Genomic DNA, 20,154 nt, shown 5'->3' with positions numbered 1-20,154 from the left:
CGGGCGCCTCATACCCAGGGTTGAGGGGCCACAGGGACGGGATCAGGCCCTGTCCAGGTCTTCGGGCAGGGGACCGCGCACCTTGCTGATGATCCGGTCCACGATCACGCCCAGGATCACTGCGGCAATGATGGCGATCACGGCGCCCAGCAGGTGGTTGTGCTCAAACCATTGGCCGAAGAAGACGCCGATCCCCACCGAGTAGCCGGCCCACAGGACGGCGGACAAACCGGTGAGGGCGATGAACTCGCCGTGCCGGAAGTGCGTGGCGCCGGCAGTGAGGTTCACCGCTACCCGCCCGATCGGAATGAAGCGGGCCACCAGGATGAGTGAGGCTGCCCGGCGGCCCAGTTCCCGCGACGCCCAGCGGAACGCCCCCTGCATGCGCTGGGTCCGCATCCACCCCCAGCGCCTGGTCCCTATCCTGCGGCCGAGGAGGTAGGCGATGTTGTCGCCACTGAAAGCGCCGATGGCGGCCACGAGGATCAGCAGCCAGGCGTTGGGCACCCCGGCCGTGGCGGAGACTGCGGCCAGGCCCACCACCACGGATTCGCTGGGGATCGGCGGGAAGAAACCGTCGATCAGGCAACAGGCGAGAACAAGGAACAGGACCCAGGGTTGCCCGGCGGCCGCGAGGATGAAGTCATTGATTGCCTGCACGGTTTCCTAACGAGGGGTCCGGCCGTGGCGTTCCGATTCTAGGAAATCCGGTCAATGATCAGCCGCTGTGCCGGACGGGAGCCTTCCGGGCCGATCACGACGGAGTCCTGCAGCGCTTCCTTGGCCCGCTCGAACTTTTCCGGGGTGTCGGTCAGGAGGGTCATGAGCGGTTCGCCGGCGCGCACATAGGCGCCGGGCTTGGCGTGCATCCGCACCCCGGCCCCGGCCTGCACGGCGTCTTCCTTCCGGGCCCGGCCGGCCCCGAGCCGCCAGGCCGCCACGCCCACGGACAGCGCGTCCAGTTCCAGGAGCACGCCGTCGGCCGGAGCGTAGACCACCTCGGACTCCTTCGCCACCGGCAGCGGTGCTTTGGGGTCTCCGCCCTGGGCCTCGATCATCCGGTTCCACACGTCCATCGCCCGGCCGTCCTTGAGCGCGGCGGCGGGATCGGCGTCGTTGATACCGGCGCAGGCCAGCATCTCTTCGGCGAGCCGGACGGTGAGTTCGACGACGTCTTCCGGGCCGCCGCCGGCCAGCACCTCCACGGATTCCTGGACCTCGATGGCGTTACCGGCGGTAAGGCCCAGCGGGGTGTCCATGTTGGTCAGCAGGGCCACGGTGTTCACGCCCGCGTCCTTGCCCAGGGCCACCATGGTCTCGGCCAGTTCCCGCGCCCGGTCCTCGTCCTTCATGAAGGCACCCGAGCCCACCTTGACGTCCAGGACCAGAGAGCCGGTCCCTTCGGCGATCTTCTTGCTCATGATCGACGACGCGATGAGCGGAATCGCCTCGACCGTTCCAGTGACGTCGCGGAGGGCATAGAGCTTCTTGTCTGCCGGTGCCAGGCCGCTGCCGGCGGCGCAGATGACGGCTCCGATGTCCTGCAACTGGTCCAGGATTTCCTGGTTGCTCAGCGCTGCCCGCCACCCGGGGATGGCCTCGAGCTTGTCCAGGGTGCCGCCGGTGTGGCCGAGGCCGCGGCCGGACAGCTGCGGCACGGCCACCCCGAACACGGCCACCAAGGGCGCGAGCGGAAGGGTGATCTTGTCCCCCACTCCCCCGGTGGAGTGCTTGTCCACCGTTGCCTTCACACCGCCGTCGGGACGCCGCAGGCCGGAGAAGTCCATCCGCTCGCCCGAGGCGATCATCGCTGCCGTCCAGCGGGAGATTTCCGCCCGGTCCATGCCGTTGAGCAGGATGGCCATGTTCAGCGCGGACATCTGCTCGTCGGCGATGACGCCGCGGGTGTAGGCGTCGATGGTCCAGTCGATCTGTTCCGGGGTCAGGGTGCCCTTGTCCCGTTTGATGGTGATGATCTGGACTGCGTCGAACGGTTCATTTGCTTGTGTCATTGAGGTTCCTCCAAATTTCCGGACCAAAGGCATCGGGCAGCACCTGGTCCATGCTCTTGATGCCCTGCGTAGTCATGAGCTGCATCCCCGGCGCCCGGAATTCGTAGAGCAATTGCCGGCAGCGGCCGCAAGGCATGAGCACGGCGCCCTGGGCGTCGACGCAATAGAAGGCCGCCAGGCGGCCCCCGCCGCTCATGTGCAGTGCCCCCACGAGCGCGCATTCGGCGCACAGGGTTAGGCCATAGCTGGCATTTTCGACGTTGCAGCCGCTGATGATCCGGCCGTCCTCGGTGAGGGCTGCCGCTCCCACCGGAAACTTCGAATACGGCGCGTAGGCCCGTTCCATAGCGGCGACGGCGGCCGACTCCAAGGCCTCCCAGTCCACGTACCTTTCGACCAAGGCTCAGCCCTTCACGTACGGTATGCCGCTGGCCGCCGGGGGCCGGGACCTGCCCACCAGCCCGGCGACGGCGAAGATCGTCACCAGGTAGGGCAGCATCGCCATGAACTGGCTGGGCACGGGGGTGCCGATGATGCCCAGGATGGACTGGAGATTGTAGGCGAAACCGAACAGCAGGGAGGCCAGAAAGGCACCGATCGGGTTCCACCGGCCGAAGATCAGGGCCGCCAAGGCGATGAAGCCGCGGCCGCCGGAAATCTCCTTGGTGAAGGAATCGATGGTCACCAAGGTGAAGATGGCGCCGCCGATGCCCGCAATCGCGCCGCCCAGGGTGACGTTCCAGAAGCGGGTGGCGTTGACGTTGATGCCCAGGGTGTCCGCCGCCTGCGGATGCTCTCCGACGGCGCGGACCCGCAGGCCCCAACGGGTCTTGAACAGGCCCACCCAGACCACTGCCACGGCCACGTACATCAGGTAGCCCGCCACGGACTGTTCGAACAGGATCGGCCCGATCAGCGGAATGTCCGAGAGCAGCGGGATCGGCAGGATGTCCAGCCGAGGCGGGGTGTTGAACAGCTCCTTGTCCGGCGCCATGACCGTGCCGAAAAGGAAGCCGGTCAAGCCGGACACCAGGACGTTCAGCACCACGCCCACGATGATCTGGTTGACCAGGTACTTGATGCTGAACACGGCCAACACCATCGACACCAAGGCGCCCGCCGCCGCCGCGGCGAGCAAGCCGATGTAGGCATTGTGGGTCACCGTGGCCACGAGCGCGGCAGTGAACGCACCGCCCAGCAGCTGGCCTTCGATGGCGATATTGACGACGCCGACCCGCTCGCAGAGAACACCGGACAAGGAGCCGAAAACCAGCGGCACGGCCAGGGTCACAGAGCCGGCAATCAAGCCGGCCAGCGAAATGGACGGCTCACGGGCGCCGGCAACGATCCACACCAGCAGGGCGAACACGAACACCACCGCAAACGCGATAGGGAGCCACTTCGGCGAGCGCTCGCCCCGGTTCCAGAGGTAGATGGAGTAGGCGGCCATGGCCAGCAGCAGGATGGCCAGCACGATGCCGCCGGCCTGGCCCGGGATCTGCAGCGCGGGCAGGACGATCGCGTCGCCCTGCTCACTGATCTTCATCTCGGCGGTCTTGCCCGGCCCGAGGAAACCGAAGAACACCAGGGCCACCAGGGAAAGCACCCCGAGCGACACGGGAACCTTCAGCGACGGGCGGAGCGCCGTCGTCGGCCCTGCGGCGCCGGGCGCCGGCTTGGTTGCGGTGGTCATTTGGCACCTCCGGTGGCGACGGCGGCCTTCACCGCAGTCTTGGCGCGCTTCTTCCTGCCGGGGTTGAGCCCGAAGATCGAGCGGATCAGCGGAGGAGCGGCGATGAACAGGACGATAAGGGACTGCACGACCAGGACGATGTCGATCGGGGTGCCGGTCTGGATCTGCATTTGCACGGCACCGGCTCGGAACGCCCCGAACAGCAGGCCGGCGAAGAGGGTGCCCCATGGTGTGCTGCGCCCCAGCAGGGCCACGGTGATGGAGTCGAAGCCGATCTGCGCGGCGACACCGCCGGTGAGCACCTTCTCCGTTCCCGCCACCTGGGCGATGCCGCCGAAGCCGGCGAGGGCTCCCGCGATCGCCATCACCAGGACGGTGGCGGCCTGGACGTTGACACCGGCGGTCCGGGCAGCTGCCGGGTTGGCGCCGACGGCCCGGAATTCGAAGCCGATGGTGGAGCGGTTGAGCAGCCACCACACACCCGCGGTCAGGGCGACGGCCACCAGGAATCCCAGGTGCAGGCGCGAGCCCGGGATGAGCTGCGGGTAGACCGCCGAGTCATCCAGTCGCGGCGAGATGGGACTGTTGTCCCCGGGACGCCGGAAGGCCTCGGTGTTCAGCAGGAAGTCCAGCAGGAACAGGGCCACGTAGTTGAGCATGATGGTCACGATGACCTCGTGGGCACCGGTCCGGGCCTTGAGGAGGCCCACCACCGCGCCCCAGGCCGCGCCGCCGATCACACCCATGACAATCACCACGAGCAGGTGCAGCACCAGCGGCAAGTGCCAGGCAAACCCGGCGTAAGCGCCCAGGGTGGCGCTGATGATGATCTGGCCCTGGGCGCCGATGTTGAACAGGCCTGCCCGGAACGCCAGCGCGACGCCGAGGCCGGCGCAGATCAGCGGAGTGGCCACGGTCATGGTTTCCAGCAGCGGGGAAAAGCCCTGCCGCGGGTTGAACACCGAGCCCTGGAAAAGCGCAATGTAGCTCTTGGTCATGGCGCCCCACAGCGCCGAAAGGAAATCGCTGGGACGGGCGAAGAAGTAGCCCGCGGACTTCGCCACGGCGGGATCGGTGCTGGCGATCAGCACACCGCCCAGCACCAGGGCCACGAAAACCGCGAGGACCGACACGAAGCCGTTGCCCATGACGATCCGGCGCAGCAGCGTGGCCTGCTGGTGACCGGTGTCCCCGCTTTGGGTCGAGACGGGAACGAGCGAGGGTTCCAGGGTGCCGCCCGCCGTGTCGAGTGCGACGTCGGCGGCCTGGACTTCGGCGCCGGACTCCCCTGTGGGTCCCGGCCCGTCTTCGGGCTCGACCTCGGGATTGGTGTCCTTAGTTGTCATCGGAGCCTCCTTCGGGGCTCACCCCGGCCATCATCAGGCCGAGCGTGTCTCGAGGGGTTCCGGCAGGGACGATGCCCACCAGCTTGCCCTTGTACAGTACGGCGATCCGGTCCGCGAGCTCGGCCACTTCGTCCAGTTCCGTGGACACGATCATCACCGGGGTGCCGGCGTCGCGTTCGGCCACGATCCTGCGGTGCAGGAACTCGACGGAGCCCACGTCCACGCCGCGGGTGGGCTGGCTGGCGATGAAGAGCCGCAGCGGCCGGGACAGTTCCCGGGCCATGACGACCTTTTGCTGGTTACCGCCGGAGAGGGTGCCTGCGGCCGACCCCACGGAGGGGGTGCGGATGTCGAATTCCTTGATTTTGGCGGCGGCGTTTTCGGCCACCTTCGCCGGGCTCATGCCCACGCCCTTGGCGAAGGGGGCGCGGTCGTAGAGGTCCAGGACCAGGTTTTCGGCCACCGAGAAGGGTCCCACGAGCCCGTCGTGGGAGCGGTCTTCGGGGACGAAGCCGACGCCGGAGCGCAGCACTTCCTTGACTGGCAGGCCCAGGAGTTCCTTGCCTTCGAGGGTGACGGAACCCGAGACGTGGTCCTGGACACCCAGGATCGCCTCGGTGAGTTCGGTCTGTCCGTTGCCCTGCACGCCGGCGACGGCGAGGATCTCGCCGCGCGCGATGTCAAAGCTGATGCCGTCCACTACATTGGTGCCGTTGGCAGCGCGGACGGTGAGGTCGCGGACCACGAAGGTGCGCTCCCCTGGTTGTGCCGCTGCTTTGTTCAGGCTCAGGCTGACGGGGCGGCCGACCATCATGGAGGCCAGTTCCGTGGGCGAAGCCGTCGGCGGGGCGTCGCCCACCACCTTTCCGCGACGGATCACCGTGATGACGTCGGAGACGGCCTTGACCTCGCGCAGCTTGTGCGAAATGAAGACGATCGAGGTCCCCGAGGCCTTGAGCTGGCGCATGATGTCCAGCAGTTCGTCCGTCTCCTGCGGAGTGAGCACCGCGGTGGGCTCATCCAGGATGAGCACTTTGGCGTTGCGCACCAGGGCCTTGATGATCTCGACCCGCTGCTGCACGCCGACGGGTAGGTCCTCCACCAGGGCATCGGGATCGACGTCGAACCCGTACCGTTCGGAGATTTCGCGGATCTTCCTGCGGGTCTTCTCCAGGTTGAGGATTCCACCCGGTCCCGCGGGTTCGGCGCCGAGCGCCACGTTTTCCGCCACGGTGAACACGGGAACCAGCATGAAATGCTGGTGGACCATGCCGATCCCGGCGGCCATGGCGTCGCCCGGGCCGCGGAAGGACCGGGGCTGTCCGTCCACCACGATCTGGCCCGCGGTGGGCTCGTACAGACCGTACAGCACGTTCATGAGGGTGGATTTTCCGGCACCGTTTTCGCCGAGGAGGCAGTGGATCTGGCCGGGTTCGACCACAAGGTCGATGTCCTGATTGGCATAGAAGGATCCGAAGGCTTTCGAGATCCCCTTCAATTCGAGTTTCACAACTCCCACCGTTCTTTGAGTCCGAAAGACGGCCACGCTGCCCGTTTCCGGGAGCGTGAGCCAAGCGTATCTCGCGAGGCCCCGGAGCGGGTGAAGCGCCGGCCGGGGCAAAAACACGCCGCCAGTACCGAGGACTCGGTACTGGCGGCGGTCTGGCGGAATCGGCTACTTCTTAGGGCTGGCCTTGGACTCGATCACGAGCTTGCCGGAGACAATATCGGCCTTCAGTGCGTCCACTGCCGACTTTGTCTCCGCTGAAACAGCGGAGTCGAGGTCGTGGAACGGGGCGATCGCGACGCCGTCATTGGCCAGGGTGCCGACGTAGGCGGCGTTGGTGAACTTGCCGTCCTTGTCATCCTTGACGACGGTCTCGACGGCCTCGTCCATCTTCTTGATCACGGAGGTGAGCATGAGGTCCTTGTACTCCGGGGCGGTCAGGTAACCGTCGGAGTCGACCCAGATGAGCTTGACGTCCTTGCCGGCGGCCTTGGCTTCCTTCAGGGCCGCACCGGCCCCCTTTCCGACCGGACCGGCGACGGGCATGATGATGTCCGCGCCCTGGTCCAGGAGGTTCTTGGTGACCTGCTTGCCGGTGTCCTGCTTTTCGAAGTCGCCGGTGAAGGATCCGTTCTGGGAGGCCTTGTCCCAGCCGATCACCTGGACGTTCTTGCTCTTGGCCTTGTTGTAGGCCTGGACGCCGTCATAGAAACCGTCCATGAAGATGGTGACGGTGGGGAGCTTGATGCCCCCGAAGGTGCCCACCTTGCCGGTCTTCGTCGTGGCTGCGGCAACATAGCCGGCCAGGTAGGCCGCCTGCGCGGTGTCGTAGACGACAGGCTTGATGTTGGCGATCGGGTCCTTGTAGGAGTAGTCGATGATTGCGAAGTGCTTGTCCGTGTTGTCGGCGGCAGCCTTCTTGGTGGCATCGCCGAGGAGGAAGCCGACCGTGACGGTGAGGTTGCAGCCGGCACTCATCATGCCGTTGAGGTTGGTTTCGAAATCGCTGTTCGACTTGGATTCAGCCGACTTGAAGTTGATGCCGAGATCCTTCTCCGCCTTCTTCATGCCGTCGTAGGACGACTGGTTGAAGGACTGGTCGTCGAAGCCGCCGGAGTCGGACACGATGCATCCGGTGTAGTTGCTGGCCGACTTGCCCCCGGAGCCGGCATCCGGGGCTGCGCCGCAACCGCTGAGCATGAGGGCTGCTGCACCTGCCGTGGCGATGCCGGCAAACGAACCGCGCTTGAGGGTGGCACGCAGTGATTGCTTCAATTTTCCTCCAGGAAGAAAGTGATTGATGCTACGACGGTCGGTCAATGAGTGTCCGTTTCGAAGACTCGGGCCTGAAATTCTGTTTTCACTGATGCTTCGCAGCACTGCGCCTGGGGCGCACTGATGGCACCACCCTAGTGGCCCGGAACACACCCCGGTAGCAGAAAAACCTGTGGAACGGCAGATTGTTGAACTTTCGTTACTTTGCAGTAGCCAGGGTGCCTGCAGTCCGGATCCGGACGTCAGATCCGCACGAGCATCTTGCCGGTGTTGGCGCCGTCCAGCAGGTCGATGAATGCCTGCGGCGCGTTCTCCAGACCGTCCACGATGGTCTCGTCATAGCGCACGGTTCCGTCCGCGAGCCACGCCGCCATCCGCCCCGCGAACTCCGCCGCGTGCTGGCGCTGCCCGCCCACGAGGAAGCCCCGGAGGGTGAGCTGCTTGCCGATGGCCACGGCCAGGTTGCGCGGGGCGGCGGGCGGTTCGGTGGAGTTGTACTGGGCGATGGCCCCGCACATGGCAACCCGTCCTCCGGTGTTCATGAGCGCAAGGGCGGCTTCGAGGTGTTCGCCGCCGACATTGTCGAAGTAGACGTCGATGCCGCCCTCTCCCGCCGCGGCCTGCAGTTGCTCCAGGACCGGGGCATCGCGGTAGTTGAACGCGGCGTCGAAGCCCAGTTCCAGGAGCCGCTCCACCTTGTCCGGGCTTCCGGCGCTGCCGATGACCTTCGCCGCACCCATTGCCTTGGCGATCTGCCCCACGATCGAACCCACGGCACCGGCCGCACCGGAGACGAACACGACGTCCCCGGCTTTGAACTCGGCCACCTTGAGCAGGCCGGCGTAGGCGGTCAGCCCGGTCATTCCCAGGGCGCCGAGGAAGGCCGAATGCGGCGCCAGTCCTGCCTGCACAGGAGTCGCCGCCGCGGCGTCCACCACCGCGTATTCCCGCCAGCCGCGCTGGTGCACGACGACGTCGCCCGGCTTGTGCGCGTCCGAACGGGACGCGATCACTTTACCGACAGCACCGCCGTCGAGCGCTTCATCCAGGCGGTAGGGAGCCGAGTAGGACTTGCTGTCGTTCATCCGGCCGCGCATGTACGGGTCGACGGACATGAACTCGTTCCGGACCAGGACCTGCCCGTCCCCGAGGGCGGGGATTCCGGCCTCGGCGAGGCGGAAGTTCTCCGGCACAGGACGGCCATGGGGACGGGAAGCGAGCTGGATCTCGCGGCCGCTGAGCGGAAGGTCGCGGCTCACGCGGCCACCTCCACGAGCTTGATGTCGACGTCGATGTTCCCGCGGGTCGCGTTGGAGTAGGGGCAGATCCGGTGGGCCTTGGCCACGAGCTCCTCGGCGGTTTCCCGGTCGAGTGCCGGCAGGGCGATTTCGAGTTCGGCGGCGAGGCCGTAGCCTTCGCCGCCGTCGAGCGCGCCGAAGTGGATCTTCGCGGCGACCGCGGAATCGCTGAGGTCCACGCGGGCCTTGCGGCCCACCAGGCGCAGCGCCGAGTGGAAGCAGGCGGCGTAGCCGGCGGCGAAAAGCTGTTCCGGGTTGGTGCCCTGGCCGTTGCCGCCAAGTTCCACGGGGCTGGCAAGGGTGACGTCCAGCTTGCCGTCCTTGGTGCGTGCGTTGCCGTCGCGGCCTTCGCCGGAGGCCAGTGCCTCCGCGGTGTAGAGGGTCTTCACAGTGTCTTGTCCGTTCTTCGGTGCGGGGTTGGTGGATTCCTGGAGTCGGTTGAGGGTCTAGTGCTTGTCCGCGTCCTGCAGTGCGGCGGTGAGCCGGAGCAAGGTGCCGTGCAGCTGGGACAGTTCGTCCGGCGTCAGACCGGCGGCGTCCGCGAGGCGCTTCGGCACGGCGGACGCGCCTTCGCTGAGTGCGCGGCCGGCGTCGCTCAGGTGGATCTCGACGCGCCGTTCGTCCTCAAGCGAACGACGGCGTTCCACGAGGCCGAGCGCCTCCAGCCGCTTCAGCAGCGGGGACAGTGTGCCGGAGTCGAGTCCGAGCGCGGCACCCAGTTCGCGGACGGTGCGGGGCTCCTCTTCCCAGAGCACCAGCATCACGAGGTACTGCGGGTAGGTCAGGCCGAGCGAATCGAGCACGGGCCGGTAGACCGCCGTCGCCGCCTTCGAGGCGGAGTACAACGCGAAACAGACCTGGTGGTTCAGCCGGGGTGCATCACTCATGCAGAAAACAATAGCTCACAATTAAATTGTGCACAACCTAATCGCCCCAAGAGAAGCGCGAACTGGCAGCAGATGCCCTCAAAATCGCTCCGAGAGGGCATCTGCTGCCAGTTCGCGCTGGAAAGCTAGAGGTCGCGCATGGTGCGCAGCGCTGCCGCGGCGAGGACCTGCACGGCGTAGCCGAGTGCCCGCTCGTCCACAATGAAGTCGCCTCGGTGCAGATCATATTCCTCGCCGCCGGGCGTGTGGGTGCCAAGCCGCATCATGGCCCCCGGAAGGTCGGCCAGGAACCAGGCGAAATCCTCCCCACCCATGGACTGCGGGGTCAAGACGACCGCATGCTCGCCGAGTTCGGCGCGGGCAGCGGCTTCGATGATGGCTGTCTCATCCTCGGAGTTGACCACCGGCGGCACACCGCGGGTGTGCTCCAGATGAACCTCCACACCGTACGGTGCGGCAATCTCGCGGACGACGTCGTCGAGCAGTTCGCCGGCATCGTGCCAGGCGTCACGGTCAAGGCAGCGCATGGTGCCCGCCATGTAACCACTCGCCGGGATCGCGTTCGGTGCCGAACCGGCGGAAATCTGCCCCCACACCACGGAGACACCGCTGCGCACGTCCACCCGTCGGGACAGGACCGCAGGAACATTGACTGCGATCTGCGACAGCGCGAAGACGAGGTCCTCGGTGAGGTGCGGGCGCGAGGTGTGCCCGCCACGGCCGGTCAGTTCGATCTTGATGGTGTCCGAAGCCGAAGTGATCGCGCCGATGCGGGTGCCGATCTGGCCCACATTGATCCGCGGGTCGCAGTGCAGCGCCATGATCCGGGGAACGCCCTCGAGCACGCCCTGATCAATGCAGGACAGCGCACCGCCCGGCATGGTTTCCTCGGCCGGCTGGAAGATGATGCGCACGGCACCGCCGAGCGGCCGGACCTGGTGCATGCCATGCAGCACCAGCGCCACGCCCAGCATGGTGGTGGTGTGCACGTCATGGCCGCAGGCATGGGTGACGCCATGGTTCTTCGAGGCGAAGGGAAGCCCCGTTTCCTCGATGATCGGCAGGGCGTCGATGTCCCCGCGCAGGGCGGTGGCAATCGGCCCCTCCCCCACGTCCACGGTAAGGCCGGTCCCTTCGAGCCGGCGGGGCTTCAGCCCTGCAGCTTCGAGCCGCTCCACGAGCTTGTCCGTAGTGCGGAATTCCTTGAAGGAAAGCTCCGGGTGCGCGTGCAGGTCCCTTCGGAATTCGATGAGTTCCGGCAGGAGTTCTTCGAGCCAGGGACCCACCACGGGAGTCGGCTCGGTTTCAGTCGTGAAATTGCGCACCTCACAACTCTAGCCACCCCGGCGCGCCGCGGACCGAAAGAGGTCTCTTGGTTACGAGATCGTGCCCTTCCGGACCGCGCCTGGGGGCTAGAGGACGTCGGTGTCGCCGCTGGCCTTGAGCGCGTCGACGGCGCCCTTGACCCGCTGGGCATGCTCCTTGGTGGTGACCAGCAGCGCATCCGGGGTATCGACGATCACCACGTCCTTGATGCCGATCAGGGCGATGACGCGCTTCGTGTCGGATACCACCACGCCGCTGGCGTTTTCAGTGAAGACGCGGGCGCCGTCGCCGAGAACGGTGACCTCGTCGACGTCGCCGGCGCTGTTCAGCCGCCCGATGGCGGCGAAATCACCGACGTCGTCCCAACGGAAGGCGCCGGGCACAACGGCGACATCGCCCGCCGCCGCTGCCGGTTCAGCCACGGCGTAGTCGATGGCGATCTTGGGCAGGGTCGGCCACACCCGGGCCGTGACCTCGGCGCGCTGCGGGGTGTCCCACGCGGCGGCGATTTCCTGCAGGCCGGCGAAGAGTTCGGGCTGGTTCGACTCGAGGTGCTTGAGCATCAGCGCCACCGGCGCCACGAACATGCCTGCATTCCAGACGTAGTCGCCGGCCTTGAGGTACTTCCTCGCGACGTCCTCGCTGGGCTTCTCGACGAATTCGACCACGGCATGGGCATTTGGCGCGCCGTCGATGTCAAGCAGCTTGCCGCTGCGGATGTAGCCGAAGCCGGTGGAGGGGTGGGTCGGCTTGATGCCGATGGTGACGATTTTGCCGGTGGCTGCGGTGTGGATGGCTTCCCGGACGCTGTCCTGGAAGACCGTGTCCGGGCTGATGACCTGATCCGCGGCGAAGGAACCCATGATGGTGTCCGGGTCACGGCGGTGCAGGATGGCCGCTGCCAGGCCGATCGCCGCACCGGAGTCCTTGGGCTCGCTTTCGAGGACCAGTTCGTCCTCGCCCACTTCCGGGAGCTGGCGGCAGACGGCCGCACGGTGCGCGACGCCGGTGACCACCAGTACGCGGTTGCCGGCGAGAGGCTCGAGCCGGTCGTAGGTGGAACGCAGCAGGGTGCTGCCGGAACCGGTCAGGTCGTGGAGGAACTTCGGCGCGGCGGCACGCGAAAGGGGCCACAGGCGGGTCCCGACTCCACCGGCCGGAATGACCGCGTGGAAGCGGCTCAGCGGGGATTCAGGGAGGGCAGCATTGTCTGTACTCACCGCCTTACCTTATCCGACCGTGCCCGGATAAACCCTTTTGTGGTGTTCGTCTCATATGCGTATGTAAAAGGCTGAAAACAACGCGGGAAACATTCGATTTCGCCAGCGGGGTAGGGAGACCTGAATTGAATAAGCTGTGAGCGAAGCCTAGATTTAGGCTGAGCTACGAGTGCTCTCGCAGCTGGCGTTCCCCCGCATGGTCCCGTGCCAGCGCCGCTGTGATGCAGGAAGGTTTATTCAGTGCCGACAAAACCAGCTGGCACCTTGTACCGCGGCCGTGAAGGCATGTGGTCCTGGGTTGGACACCGCATTACCGGTGTTGTGATCTTTTTCTTCTTGTTGGTCCATGTCCTGGACACCTCACTGGTGCGTGTGTCCCCCGAGGCCTACACGGCCGTCATCGGCGCCTACAAGAACCCCCTCATGGCCTTGGGTGAAACCGGCCTTGTCGCAGCGATCATCTTCCACGCCTTCAATGGCCTGCGTGTGATCGCCGTCGACTTCTGGAAGAAGGGCGCAAAGTACCAGCGCCAGATGCTGTGGGTTGTCCTGGCGCTCTGGCTGGTGACCTTCGCAGGCTTCGCCATCCGCCACCTGTCCCTCGCATTGGGAGGCCACTAAGCCATGACCGCCATTCAGAACCCACGCAGTGGACAGATCGGCTCCGGCAGGATCGCGCCGCAGTACAAGCGCACCGGCGGCAGCAAGGGCAACTTCGAAATGCTCGCCTGGCTGTTCATGCGCCTTTCCGGCGTCGTCCTGGTGGTGCTGATCTTCGGCCACCTCTTCGTGAACCTGCTGGTGGGCGAAGGTATCCACGCCATCGACTTCGGATTCGTTGCCGGCAAGTGGGCCGATCCGTTCTGGCAGTTCTGGGACCTCGCCATGCTGTGGCTCGCGATGCTGCACGGAACCAACGGTGTGCGCACCATCATCAACGACTACGCCGAGAAGGACGCCACCCGCTTCTGGCTCAAGGTGGTCCTCTACGCTGCCAGCGCAGTCATCGTCATCCTCGGCACCTTGGTGATCTTCACCTTCAACCCGTGCCCCGTTGTCGACGGTGTCCAGCTGCCGGGCGGTTTCTGCCCCGCGCCGTAGCGTTGCTGCCGCGCTGCCCGACGGCGGCGCCCACATCGGCGGAGTTGCTCCGCTGACCATCTGACTTTGAGAGAAAGAGCATCCGGTATGCAGGTCCATAAGTACGACGTCGTAATTGTCGGTGCCGGTGGCGCCGGCATGCGCGCCGCGATCGAATCCGGTCAGCGTGCGCGCACCGCGGTACTGACCAAGCTTTACCCCACCCGTTCCCACACGGGTGCTGCCCAGGGCGGCATGTGCGCGGCCCTGGCAAACGTTGAAGAAGACAACTGGGAATGGCACACCTTCGACACCATCAAGGGTGGCGACTACCTGGTTGACCAGGACGCAGCCGAGGTCATGGCAAAAGAAGCCATCGACGCCGTGCTGGATCTGGAAAAGATGGGCCTGCCCTTCAACCGCACGCCCGAAGGCCGCATCGACCAGCGCCGTTTCGGTGGCCACACCCGTGACCACGGCAAGGCCCCCGTGCGCCGTGCATGCTACGCGGCCGACCGTACCGGCCACATGATCCTGCAGACGCTGTACCAAAACTGCGTCAAGCACAACGTTGAGTTCTACAACGAGTACTACGTCCTGGACCTCCTGCTGGTCGAAGAGGACGCGGTCCGTGAGGACGGCACCCCCTACAAGCAGAAGCGCGTAGCCGGTGTGGTGTCCTACGACCTCGCCTCCGGCGAACTGCACGTGTTCCAGGCAAAGTCCGTGGTCTTCGCCTCCGGCGGCGCCGGCAAGGTCTTCAAGACCACCTCCAACGCCCACACCCTGACCGGTGACGGCATGGGCATCGCCTTCCGCCGTGGCATCCCGCTGGAAGACATGGAGTTCTTCCAGTTCCACCCCACCGGCCTGGCCGGCCTGGGCATCCTGCTCACGGAAGGTGCGCGTGGCGAAGGCGCCATCCTGCGCAACTCCGAAGGTGAGCGCTTCATGGAGCGCTACGCCCCCACCATCAAGGACCTCGCGCCGCGTGACATCGTGGCCCGCGCCATGGCCAACGAAGTCCGTGAAGGCCGCGGCTGCGGCCCGAACAAGGACTACGTGCTCCTTGACCTGACGCACCTTGAACCGGAGCACATCGAAGCCAAGCTCCCGGACATCACCGAGTTCGCCCGCACCTACCTCGGTGTGGAACCGTTCACGGAACCCGTCCCGGTGTTCCCGACCGCGCACTATGCCATGGGCGGCATCCCCACCAACATCTCCACGGAGGTCCTCCAGGACAACGACACGGTTGTTCCGGGCCTGTTCGCTGCCGGTGAGGTTGCCTGCGTTTCGGTCCACGGCTCCAACCGCCTGGGCACCAACTCCCTGCTGGACATCAACGTCTTCGGCAAGCGCGCCGGCATCGCCGCCGCGGAATACTCCAAGACTGCCGACTTCGTGGAACTCCCCGAGGACCCGGAGGCCCAGACCCGTGGCATGCTCAACGGACTGCTGAGCGGCACCGGCACCGAGCGAGTGGCCCAGATCCGCAAGGAACTGCAGGACACCATGGATGCCAACATGCAGGTGTTCCGCACGAAGGAATCCCTGGAGCAGGTGCTCAGCGACATCGCTTCCTTCGAGGAGCGCTACAAGAACGTGGTTGTCCAGGACAAGGGCAGGCGCTTCAACCTGGACCTGCTGGAGGCCGTCGAGCTTGGCTTCCTCCTGGACATGGCGAAGGTCATGACCGTGGGTGCGCTGCACCGCGAAGAGTCCCGCGGCGGCCACTACCGTGAAGACTTCCCGGACCGTGATGACGAGAAGTTCATGAAGCACTCCATGGCTTACAAGGATTCCTCGGTGACCACCGAGTCCTCGGCCGAGTCCGTTGCGGGCATCCGTCTGGAGACGAAGCCCGTTGTCTTCACCCGTTACGAGCCGATGGAGCGTAAGTACTAATGACGAGCGAAATGGCTGAGCCGGCCTCCAAGATCGAGCTTCCCGCGGGCGTTGGCGGTGGCGGGGAAATCCCCACCTTCAACATCACCCTGCGGGTCCGCCGCTACAACCCGGAAGTCTCTGAAGAGGCTGCCTGGGAAGACCACCAGCTGACCATGTACGGCACGGACCGCGTGCTGGACGCCCTGCACAAGGTCAAGTGGGAGATCGACGGTTCGCTGTCCTTCCGCCGCTCCTGTGCCCACGGCATCTGCGGTTCCGATGCCATGCGCATCAACGGCCGCAACCGCCTGGCCTGCAAGACCCTGCTCAAGGACCTGGACACGTCCAAGCCCATCACCGTCGAGCCCATCAAGGGCCTGCCGGTCGAAAAGGACCTGATCGTGGACATGGAACCGTTCTTCCAGTCCTTCCGCGAGGTCATGCCGTTCCTGATCTCCAAGGGCCATGAGCCCACCAAGGAACGCCTGCAGTCCATCGAGGACCGTGAGCGCTTCGATGACACCACCAAGTGCATCCTCTGCGCCGCCTGCACCTCCTCCTGCCCGGTGTTCTGGACGGATGGCCAGTACTTCGGCCCGGCAGCGATCGTGAACGCCCACCGCTTCATCTTCGACTCCCGTGACGACGCCGGCGACATGCGCCTGGAGATCCTCAACGACAAGGAAGGCGTGTGGCGCTGCCGCACCACCTTCAACTGCTCCGAGGCCTGCCCCCGCGGCATCCAGGTCACCCAGGCGATCGCAGAGGTCAAGCAGGCCATCCTGGCCCGCAAGATCTAGCGGTTCCCGCAAAGACAGCAGTACAGCCCGACGACGGCGTCCCACCTTCCGGTGGGCCGCCGTCGTCGGCGCTTAATCACCCAAGCCCCTGCCGGACAGTACGCTGGACGGCGGGACAACGAAAGGCGGACAGGTGTCCACATCCGTGAAGGTCAGTTTCGAAGGCAGCACCGGCGCCCAGTTGGCCGGCATCCTGGACGTCCCCGAAGGCCCGGTGCGTGGCTGGGGCCTCTTCTCGCACGGCTTGACCCTCGGCAAGGACAGCCCGTCCGCGTCGCGCATCTGCAAGGGCCTGGCCGAGCAGGGTGTGGGCATGCTGCGCTTCGACAACCTGGGCCTGGGCGATTCGGCCGGGGACTGGTCGGACGGTTCGTTCAGCGTCAAGGTGGCGGACACCATCAAGGCTGCGGAGTTCATGCGCAGCCAGGACAAGACGATCTCGCTGCTGGTGGGGCACTCCTTTGGCGGCGCGGCGGTACTGGCGGCCGCCGGCAGCCTGCCGGAAGTCGCGGCGGTGGCCACTGTCGCCGCGCCGTTCCAGCCGAAGCACGTGGAGCACATGTTCGACGCCGAGGTGGACACCATCCTCAACGAAGGCAGTGCCGAGGTGAACCTGGGCGGCCGCCGCAGGGAAATCCGGCGGCACTTCGTGGAGGACATCGAGAAGGCAGACCTGCGCGACTGCATCCGCACCCTGCACCGTCCCTTGATGGTGCTGCACTCCCCCACCGACAACACCGTGGGCATTGAGAACGCCAGCGAGATCTTCCAGACCGCCCGGCACCCGCGCAGCTTCGTCTTCCTCGAAGGCACGGAACACCTGCTCACCGGCAAGGGACAGGCGGCACGGGTGGCGCGGATTATCTCCGCGTGGGCCGGGCAGTACCTGGACAGCTAGTCCCCACCGCCTCCCTGACCTCCGCTTCGCTGTGGCCAGGGAACCCGGGCGGCGTGGGCCCAGCGGCCTGGCGGCCTAGAGCCGCACCGGCCGCGAGCCGAGGGTCTGGGCCTTCCTGTGCTCCGTGGCGCTAAGGTCCGCGTTCCGGATGGCGGACCAGGAGGCTGAAAGCAGGTAGACCTGGCTGACGAGGTTGAACCAGATCAGCAGGCCGATGATGATGGCAAACGGCGCCAGGATGGGATTCTGGCCGGCGCGGGCCAGCAGCTCGGTGCTGAAGACCTGCAGCACCGTGGTCCCCACGGCGGCCAGGACTGTCCCTTCCAGGAATGCGCGCCTGGGCAGGCGCAGGCCGCCGGCCAGCCGGAACATCACCACGGCCGTGGCCCAGTTCAGCAGCAGCGGCACCACCAGCTTCACGGCCCCCGCGCTGGGACCGGCAACCCGCGCGTCCAGGTTCAACAGGCCGATGAACCAGTCTGCCGCGGTACCAAAGACGAGCGAAACACCCGAACTGGCAATCAGTGCCACGCCCAGCAACAGAAGGGTGCCGGCGTCGGACAGTTTCAGCAGAACGGGGTTCCGCTTCAGCGGAGGCAGGTCCACCACGCCGCGGAGGCCGTCGCGCATGCTCGCGATCCATCCGAGCGAGGTGAACACGGTGACGGCGGCGGCAATGACTGCGGTGAGGCCGAGCCCGCCCGGATTGAGCAGTTCGTGCGGGTCAACGAGACCTTGGCCGCCGTCGACCTTCAACAGGCCCGGGGCGCTCTTGGCGACGCTCGCGACCACGGCGTCCACGAGGGCAGGCTGCCCGGCGAGCACCAGGCCGGCAATGGAGAAACCCGTGGCCAGGAGGCCGGTGATCGAAAAGAACATGGTGAAGCCGATTCCCGCGCTCATCAGCGGTCCGTGGGCCAGGTTGTAATGCTGCCAGACGCGCATGGGCCGGAATACATTGAGCCGGGCCAGCAGGAGCTGCAGGAGCGCGAGCTGCCGGGCCGCGATTCCCTGCCCGGAGCGCCGGGCCTTGCCCCATTCAAGCCTGCGCTGGATCAGGACCAGTTTGAGCTTGGCAAGTTCCGCGGGCGACGGCGGATCCTCAGCCCCGTTCGTGGGCTTGCCGTGAAGGCTCTTCGTGTGATGCGGCAGGTGTTTGGACGCGCGCCCTTTGGTCAGTCGCCGCTTGGTCAGTTTCTGCTTCGTCAGTATCGCCGCCAAAGTCGAATTCTTCCCGTAGCTGCCAGATTCCGTTGCTGTCGTGCTCGTAGAGTCCCATGCTAGCCACAGGGAAGGTGGCGCTGTAGTCCTTCAGCACGGATTCGGCTTCGTCGAGGTTCTCGGGGGCGACGTCGTGGGCGACGGTGACGTGCGGGTGGTACGGGAAGGGAAGGTCGCGTTCCAGCGGGCCGCTTTGCAGTTGTTCGTGCAGGCTGACGCACTCGCCGAAGCCGTCCTCGACCTTCAGGAACACCACCGGGGAAACGGGCCGGAAAGAGCCGGTACCGGAGATAGTGACCGTGAACGGGGCCTGGCGGCCGGCGATGCTGCGGACGTGGCGGGTGGTGGCTTCCCAGTCGTGGGCCGGCGTGGTGGTGACCAGGGTGATGTGCGCCGGGATGACTTCGGCCATGGGGTCGCCGAAGGACGCCCGCCACCGCTGGAGTTCCGCGGCGATGTCCGCCGGGAAGCCCAGGATGACGCCGACGCTCGGGTTCCCCCCGTCGCCGACGCCTTCCGGCTCGTCTTTCGCTGCCAGGGCATCCTCGGCCGGGCCGGTTCCCCTGGTGCGGGAACCGGCCTCGGCCGTGAGCTTGCTGGCAGGACGCATCGGCCTAGCGGGCTCCGCCGTACGGCAGGAAACCAACCTTCGCGTAGACATCGGCGAGCGTGGCCGAGGCAATCTCGCGGGCCTTGTCCGCGCCGTGGGCCAGGAGGCGGTCCAGTTCTGCCGGGTCCGCCAGGAGTTCCTGTGCCCGCTCCCGGATCGGGGTGAGGTGGTTGGTGACCAGTTCGGCGAGGTCCACCTTCAGGTGTCCGTACATCTTGCCTTGGTAGTCCGCCACGATCTTCTCCACCGGCTGTCCACTGATGGTGGAGTAGATGGTGAGCAGGTTGGAGATCCCGGGCTTGGCCTCGCGGTCGAAGCGGATTTCCGTCTCGGTGTCCGTCACGGCGGACTTGATGCGCTTGGCGGTGGTCTTCGGATCGTCCAGCAGGTTGATCAGGCCTGCGGGAGACTCCGCGGACTTGGACATCTTCGCGGTGGGGTTCTGCAGGTCGTAGATCTTGGCCGATTCCTTCTGGATGAAGGCCTCCGGAACCTGGAAGGTCTCGCCGAAACGGGAGTTGAACCGGTTGGCCAGGTCCCGGCTGAGCTCGACATGCTGGCGCTGATCTTCGCCCACGGGAACTCCGTGCGGCTGGTAGAGCAGGATGTCCGCGGCCTGCAGGATCGGATAGGTGAACAGCCCGACGCTTGCCTGGTCCGTGCCCTGCTTCTGGGCCTTGTCCTTGAACTGGGTCATCCGGGAGGCCTCACCGAATCCGGTGATGCAGTTCAGCACCCACGCCAGCTGGGCATGTTCGGGCACCTGCGACTGGACGAACAAGGTGCACTTGTCCACGTCCACGCCGCCGGCGATGTACTGCGCCGCGGTCACCCGGGTGCGGTGGGCGAGCTCGGCGGGATCCTGCGGCACTGTGATGGCGTGCAGGTCCGGGATGAAGAAGATGGCATCGTACTCGTCCTGCATCCGGACCCAGTTGACCAGGGCCCCGATGTAGTTGCCCAGGTGCAGGGAATCGGCGGAGGGCTGCATGCCGGAGAGCACGCGGTGCTTCTGGCCTGCGGCGAGTTTGGTGGACGTTGCGGGCACGGCAACGGTTTCAGTCGTGGAGCTTGTCATGGAAGAACTTTCG

General features: G+C 66.0%; 20 protein-coding genes. 5 read left to right on the top strand and 15 right to left on the bottom strand.

Annotated elements, in window-relative coordinates; all coding sequences use genetic code 11:
- Nucleotides 1–42: 42 nt before the first annotated feature.
- The 12 genes from DWV11_RS12765 to DWV11_RS12710 all read right to left on the bottom strand — a co-directional run bounded on the left by DWV11_RS12765 (nucleotide 43) and on the right by DWV11_RS12710 (nucleotide 12,564).
- Entirely contained in the window at nucleotides 43–660 is a 618-nt protein-coding gene (locus tag DWV11_RS12765; protein ID WP_115789306.1) for a DedA family protein, read from the bottom strand.
- A gap of 38 nt (nucleotides 661–698) precedes the next feature.
- Complete coding sequence (locus DWV11_RS12760) at nucleotides 699–2,012, bottom strand: thymidine phosphorylase (protein WP_115789305.1); 1,314 nt, start codon at nucleotides 2,010–2,012, stop codon at nucleotides 699–701.
- On the bottom strand, nucleotides 1,996–2,358 hold the full coding sequence (locus DWV11_RS12755) for a cytidine deaminase (RefSeq protein ID WP_245953618.1): 363 nt from the start codon (nucleotides 2,356–2,358) through the stop codon (nucleotides 1,996–1,998). The genes DWV11_RS12760 and DWV11_RS12755 overlap by 17 nt, the downstream gene beginning before the upstream one ends.
- A gap of 57 nt (nucleotides 2,359–2,415) precedes the next feature.
- A complete protein-coding gene (locus tag DWV11_RS12750) occupies nucleotides 2,416–3,705 on the bottom strand; it encodes an ABC transporter permease (RefSeq protein WP_115789303.1) in 1,290 nt (429 codons plus the stop codon).
- On the bottom strand, nucleotides 3,702–5,051 hold the full coding sequence (locus DWV11_RS12745; RefSeq protein WP_115789302.1) for an ABC transporter permease: 1,350 nt from the start codon (nucleotides 5,049–5,051) through the stop codon (nucleotides 3,702–3,704). The genes DWV11_RS12750 and DWV11_RS12745 overlap by 4 nt, the downstream gene beginning before the upstream one ends.
- Nucleotides 5,041–6,561: an ABC transporter ATP-binding protein gene (locus DWV11_RS12740; protein WP_115789301.1), complete on the bottom strand. Its 1,521-nt coding sequence runs from the start codon at nucleotides 6,559–6,561 to the stop codon at nucleotides 5,041–5,043. Before DWV11_RS12740 ends, DWV11_RS12745 begins: the two co-directional genes overlap by 11 nt.
- 165 nt (nucleotides 6,562–6,726) lie before the next feature.
- Complete coding sequence (locus tag DWV11_RS12735) at nucleotides 6,727–7,833, bottom strand: BMP family lipoprotein (RefSeq protein ID WP_245953616.1); 1,107 nt, start codon at nucleotides 7,831–7,833, stop codon at nucleotides 6,727–6,729.
- A gap of 242 nt (nucleotides 7,834–8,075) precedes the next feature.
- Complete coding sequence (locus tag DWV11_RS12730; RefSeq protein ID WP_115789299.1) at nucleotides 8,076–9,092, bottom strand: NADP-dependent oxidoreductase; 1,017 nt, start codon at nucleotides 9,090–9,092, stop codon at nucleotides 8,076–8,078.
- Nucleotides 9,089–9,520: an organic hydroperoxide resistance protein gene (locus DWV11_RS12725; protein ID WP_115789298.1), complete on the bottom strand. Its 432-nt coding sequence runs from the start codon at nucleotides 9,518–9,520 to the stop codon at nucleotides 9,089–9,091. The genes DWV11_RS12730 and DWV11_RS12725 overlap by 4 nt, the downstream gene beginning before the upstream one ends.
- 57 nt (nucleotides 9,521–9,577) lie before the next feature.
- A complete protein-coding gene (locus DWV11_RS12720; RefSeq protein WP_115789297.1) occupies nucleotides 9,578–10,018 on the bottom strand; it encodes a MarR family winged helix-turn-helix transcriptional regulator in 441 nt (146 codons plus the stop codon).
- Between the two features lie 125 nt (nucleotides 10,019–10,143).
- The gene (locus DWV11_RS12715) at nucleotides 10,144–11,343 is read right to left on the bottom strand and encodes an amidohydrolase (RefSeq protein ID WP_115789296.1); all 1,200 of its coding nucleotides are present in this window, start codon (nucleotides 11,341–11,343) and stop codon (nucleotides 10,144–10,146) included.
- A gap of 87 nt (nucleotides 11,344–11,430) precedes the next feature.
- Entirely contained in the window at nucleotides 11,431–12,564 is a 1,134-nt protein-coding gene (locus DWV11_RS12710) for a mannose-1-phosphate guanylyltransferase (protein WP_115789295.1), read from the bottom strand.
- Nucleotides 12,565–12,804: 240 nt separating this feature from the next.
- On the opposite strand from DWV11_RS12710, the gene sdhC reads away from it, so the two are divergent.
- The 5 genes from sdhC to DWV11_RS12685 all read left to right on the top strand — a co-directional run bounded on the left by sdhC (nucleotide 12,805) and on the right by DWV11_RS12685 (nucleotide 17,232).
- On the top strand, nucleotides 12,805–13,185 hold the full coding sequence (gene sdhC / locus DWV11_RS12705) for a succinate dehydrogenase, cytochrome b556 subunit (protein WP_074586309.1): 381 nt from the start codon (nucleotides 12,805–12,807) through the stop codon (nucleotides 13,183–13,185).
- A gap of 3 nt (nucleotides 13,186–13,188) precedes the next feature.
- Entirely contained in the window at nucleotides 13,189–13,665 is a 477-nt protein-coding gene (locus tag DWV11_RS12700; RefSeq protein ID WP_115789294.1) for a succinate dehydrogenase hydrophobic membrane anchor subunit, read from the top strand.
- An 87-nt stretch (nucleotides 13,666–13,752) separates the two neighbouring features.
- A complete protein-coding gene (gene sdhA / locus DWV11_RS12695) occupies nucleotides 13,753–15,552 on the top strand; it encodes a succinate dehydrogenase flavoprotein subunit (protein WP_115789293.1) in 1,800 nt (599 codons plus the stop codon).
- The gene (locus DWV11_RS12690; protein ID WP_115789292.1) at nucleotides 15,552–16,334 is read left to right on the top strand and encodes a succinate dehydrogenase iron-sulfur subunit; all 783 of its coding nucleotides are present in this window, start codon (nucleotides 15,552–15,554) and stop codon (nucleotides 16,332–16,334) included. The genes sdhA and DWV11_RS12690 overlap by 1 nt, the downstream gene beginning before the upstream one ends.
- Before the next feature lie 133 nt (nucleotides 16,335–16,467).
- Entirely contained in the window at nucleotides 16,468–17,232 is a 765-nt protein-coding gene (locus tag DWV11_RS12685; protein WP_115789291.1) for an alpha/beta hydrolase family protein, read from the top strand.
- Nucleotides 17,233–17,307: 75 nt separating this feature from the next.
- Here DWV11_RS12685 and DWV11_RS12680 read toward each other — a convergent pair whose 3' ends face one another.
- Genes DWV11_RS12680 through trpS form a run of 3 tightly spaced genes read right to left on the bottom strand, consistent with a single transcriptional unit; the run spans nucleotide 17,308 to nucleotide 20,141 of the window.
- Nucleotides 17,308–18,453: a YihY/virulence factor BrkB family protein gene (locus tag DWV11_RS12680; RefSeq protein ID WP_245953614.1), complete on the bottom strand. Its 1,146-nt coding sequence runs from the start codon at nucleotides 18,451–18,453 to the stop codon at nucleotides 17,308–17,310.
- Nucleotides 18,335–19,063: a 2'-5' RNA ligase family protein gene (locus tag DWV11_RS12675; protein ID WP_115789290.1), complete on the bottom strand. Its 729-nt coding sequence runs from the start codon at nucleotides 19,061–19,063 to the stop codon at nucleotides 18,335–18,337. The genes DWV11_RS12680 and DWV11_RS12675 overlap by 119 nt, the downstream gene beginning before the upstream one ends.
- 4 nt (nucleotides 19,064–19,067) lie before the next feature.
- On the bottom strand, nucleotides 19,068–20,141 hold the full coding sequence (gene trpS / locus DWV11_RS12670; protein ID WP_115789289.1) for a tryptophan--tRNA ligase: 1,074 nt from the start codon (nucleotides 20,139–20,141) through the stop codon (nucleotides 19,068–19,070).
- Between the last annotated feature and the right edge of the window lie 13 nt (nucleotides 20,142–20,154).

Origin of the sequence: Arthrobacter silvisoli (assembly GCF_003369445.1) — a bacterium.
GTDB lineage: Bacteria > Actinomycetota > Actinomycetes > Actinomycetales > Micrococcaceae > Arthrobacter > Arthrobacter silvisoli.
The sequence above is the reverse complement of the archived record's forward strand: the minus strand, read 5'-3'. Positions and strand labels throughout refer to the sequence as shown.

Excerpts from the sequence above, each read along its gene's own strand:
- DWV11_RS12760 (WP_115789305.1), bottom strand. The coding sequence starts at position 2,012 with ATGACACAAGCAAATGAACCGTTCGACGCAGTCCAGATCATCACCATC.
- DWV11_RS12755 (WP_245953618.1), bottom strand. The coding sequence starts at position 2,358 with ATGGAACGGGCCTACGCGCCGTATTCGAAGTTTCCGGTGGGAGCGGCA.
- DWV11_RS12750 (WP_115789303.1), bottom strand. The coding sequence starts at position 3,705 with ATGACCACCGCAACCAAGCCGGCGCCCGGCGCCGCAGGGCCGACGACG.
- DWV11_RS12745 (WP_115789302.1), bottom strand. The coding sequence starts at position 5,051 with ATGACAACTAAGGACACCAATCCCGAGGTCGAGCCCGAAGACGGGCCG.
- DWV11_RS12720 (WP_115789297.1), bottom strand. The coding sequence starts at position 10,018 with ATGAGTGATGCACCCCGGCTGAACCACCAGGTCTGTTTCGCGTTGTAC.
- DWV11_RS12700 (WP_115789294.1), top strand. The coding sequence starts at position 13,189 with ATGACCGCCATTCAGAACCCACGCAGTGGACAGATCGGCTCCGGCAGG.
- sdhA (WP_115789293.1), top strand. The coding sequence starts at position 13,753 with ATGCAGGTCCATAAGTACGACGTCGTAATTGTCGGTGCCGGTGGCGCC.
- DWV11_RS12690 (WP_115789292.1), top strand. The coding sequence starts at position 15,552 with ATGACGAGCGAAATGGCTGAGCCGGCCTCCAAGATCGAGCTTCCCGCG.
- DWV11_RS12675 (WP_115789290.1), bottom strand. The coding sequence starts at position 19,063 with ATGCGTCCTGCCAGCAAGCTCACGGCCGAGGCCGGTTCCCGCACCAGG.
- trpS (WP_115789289.1), bottom strand. The coding sequence starts at position 20,141 with ATGACAAGCTCCACGACTGAAACCGTTGCCGTGCCCGCAACGTCCACC.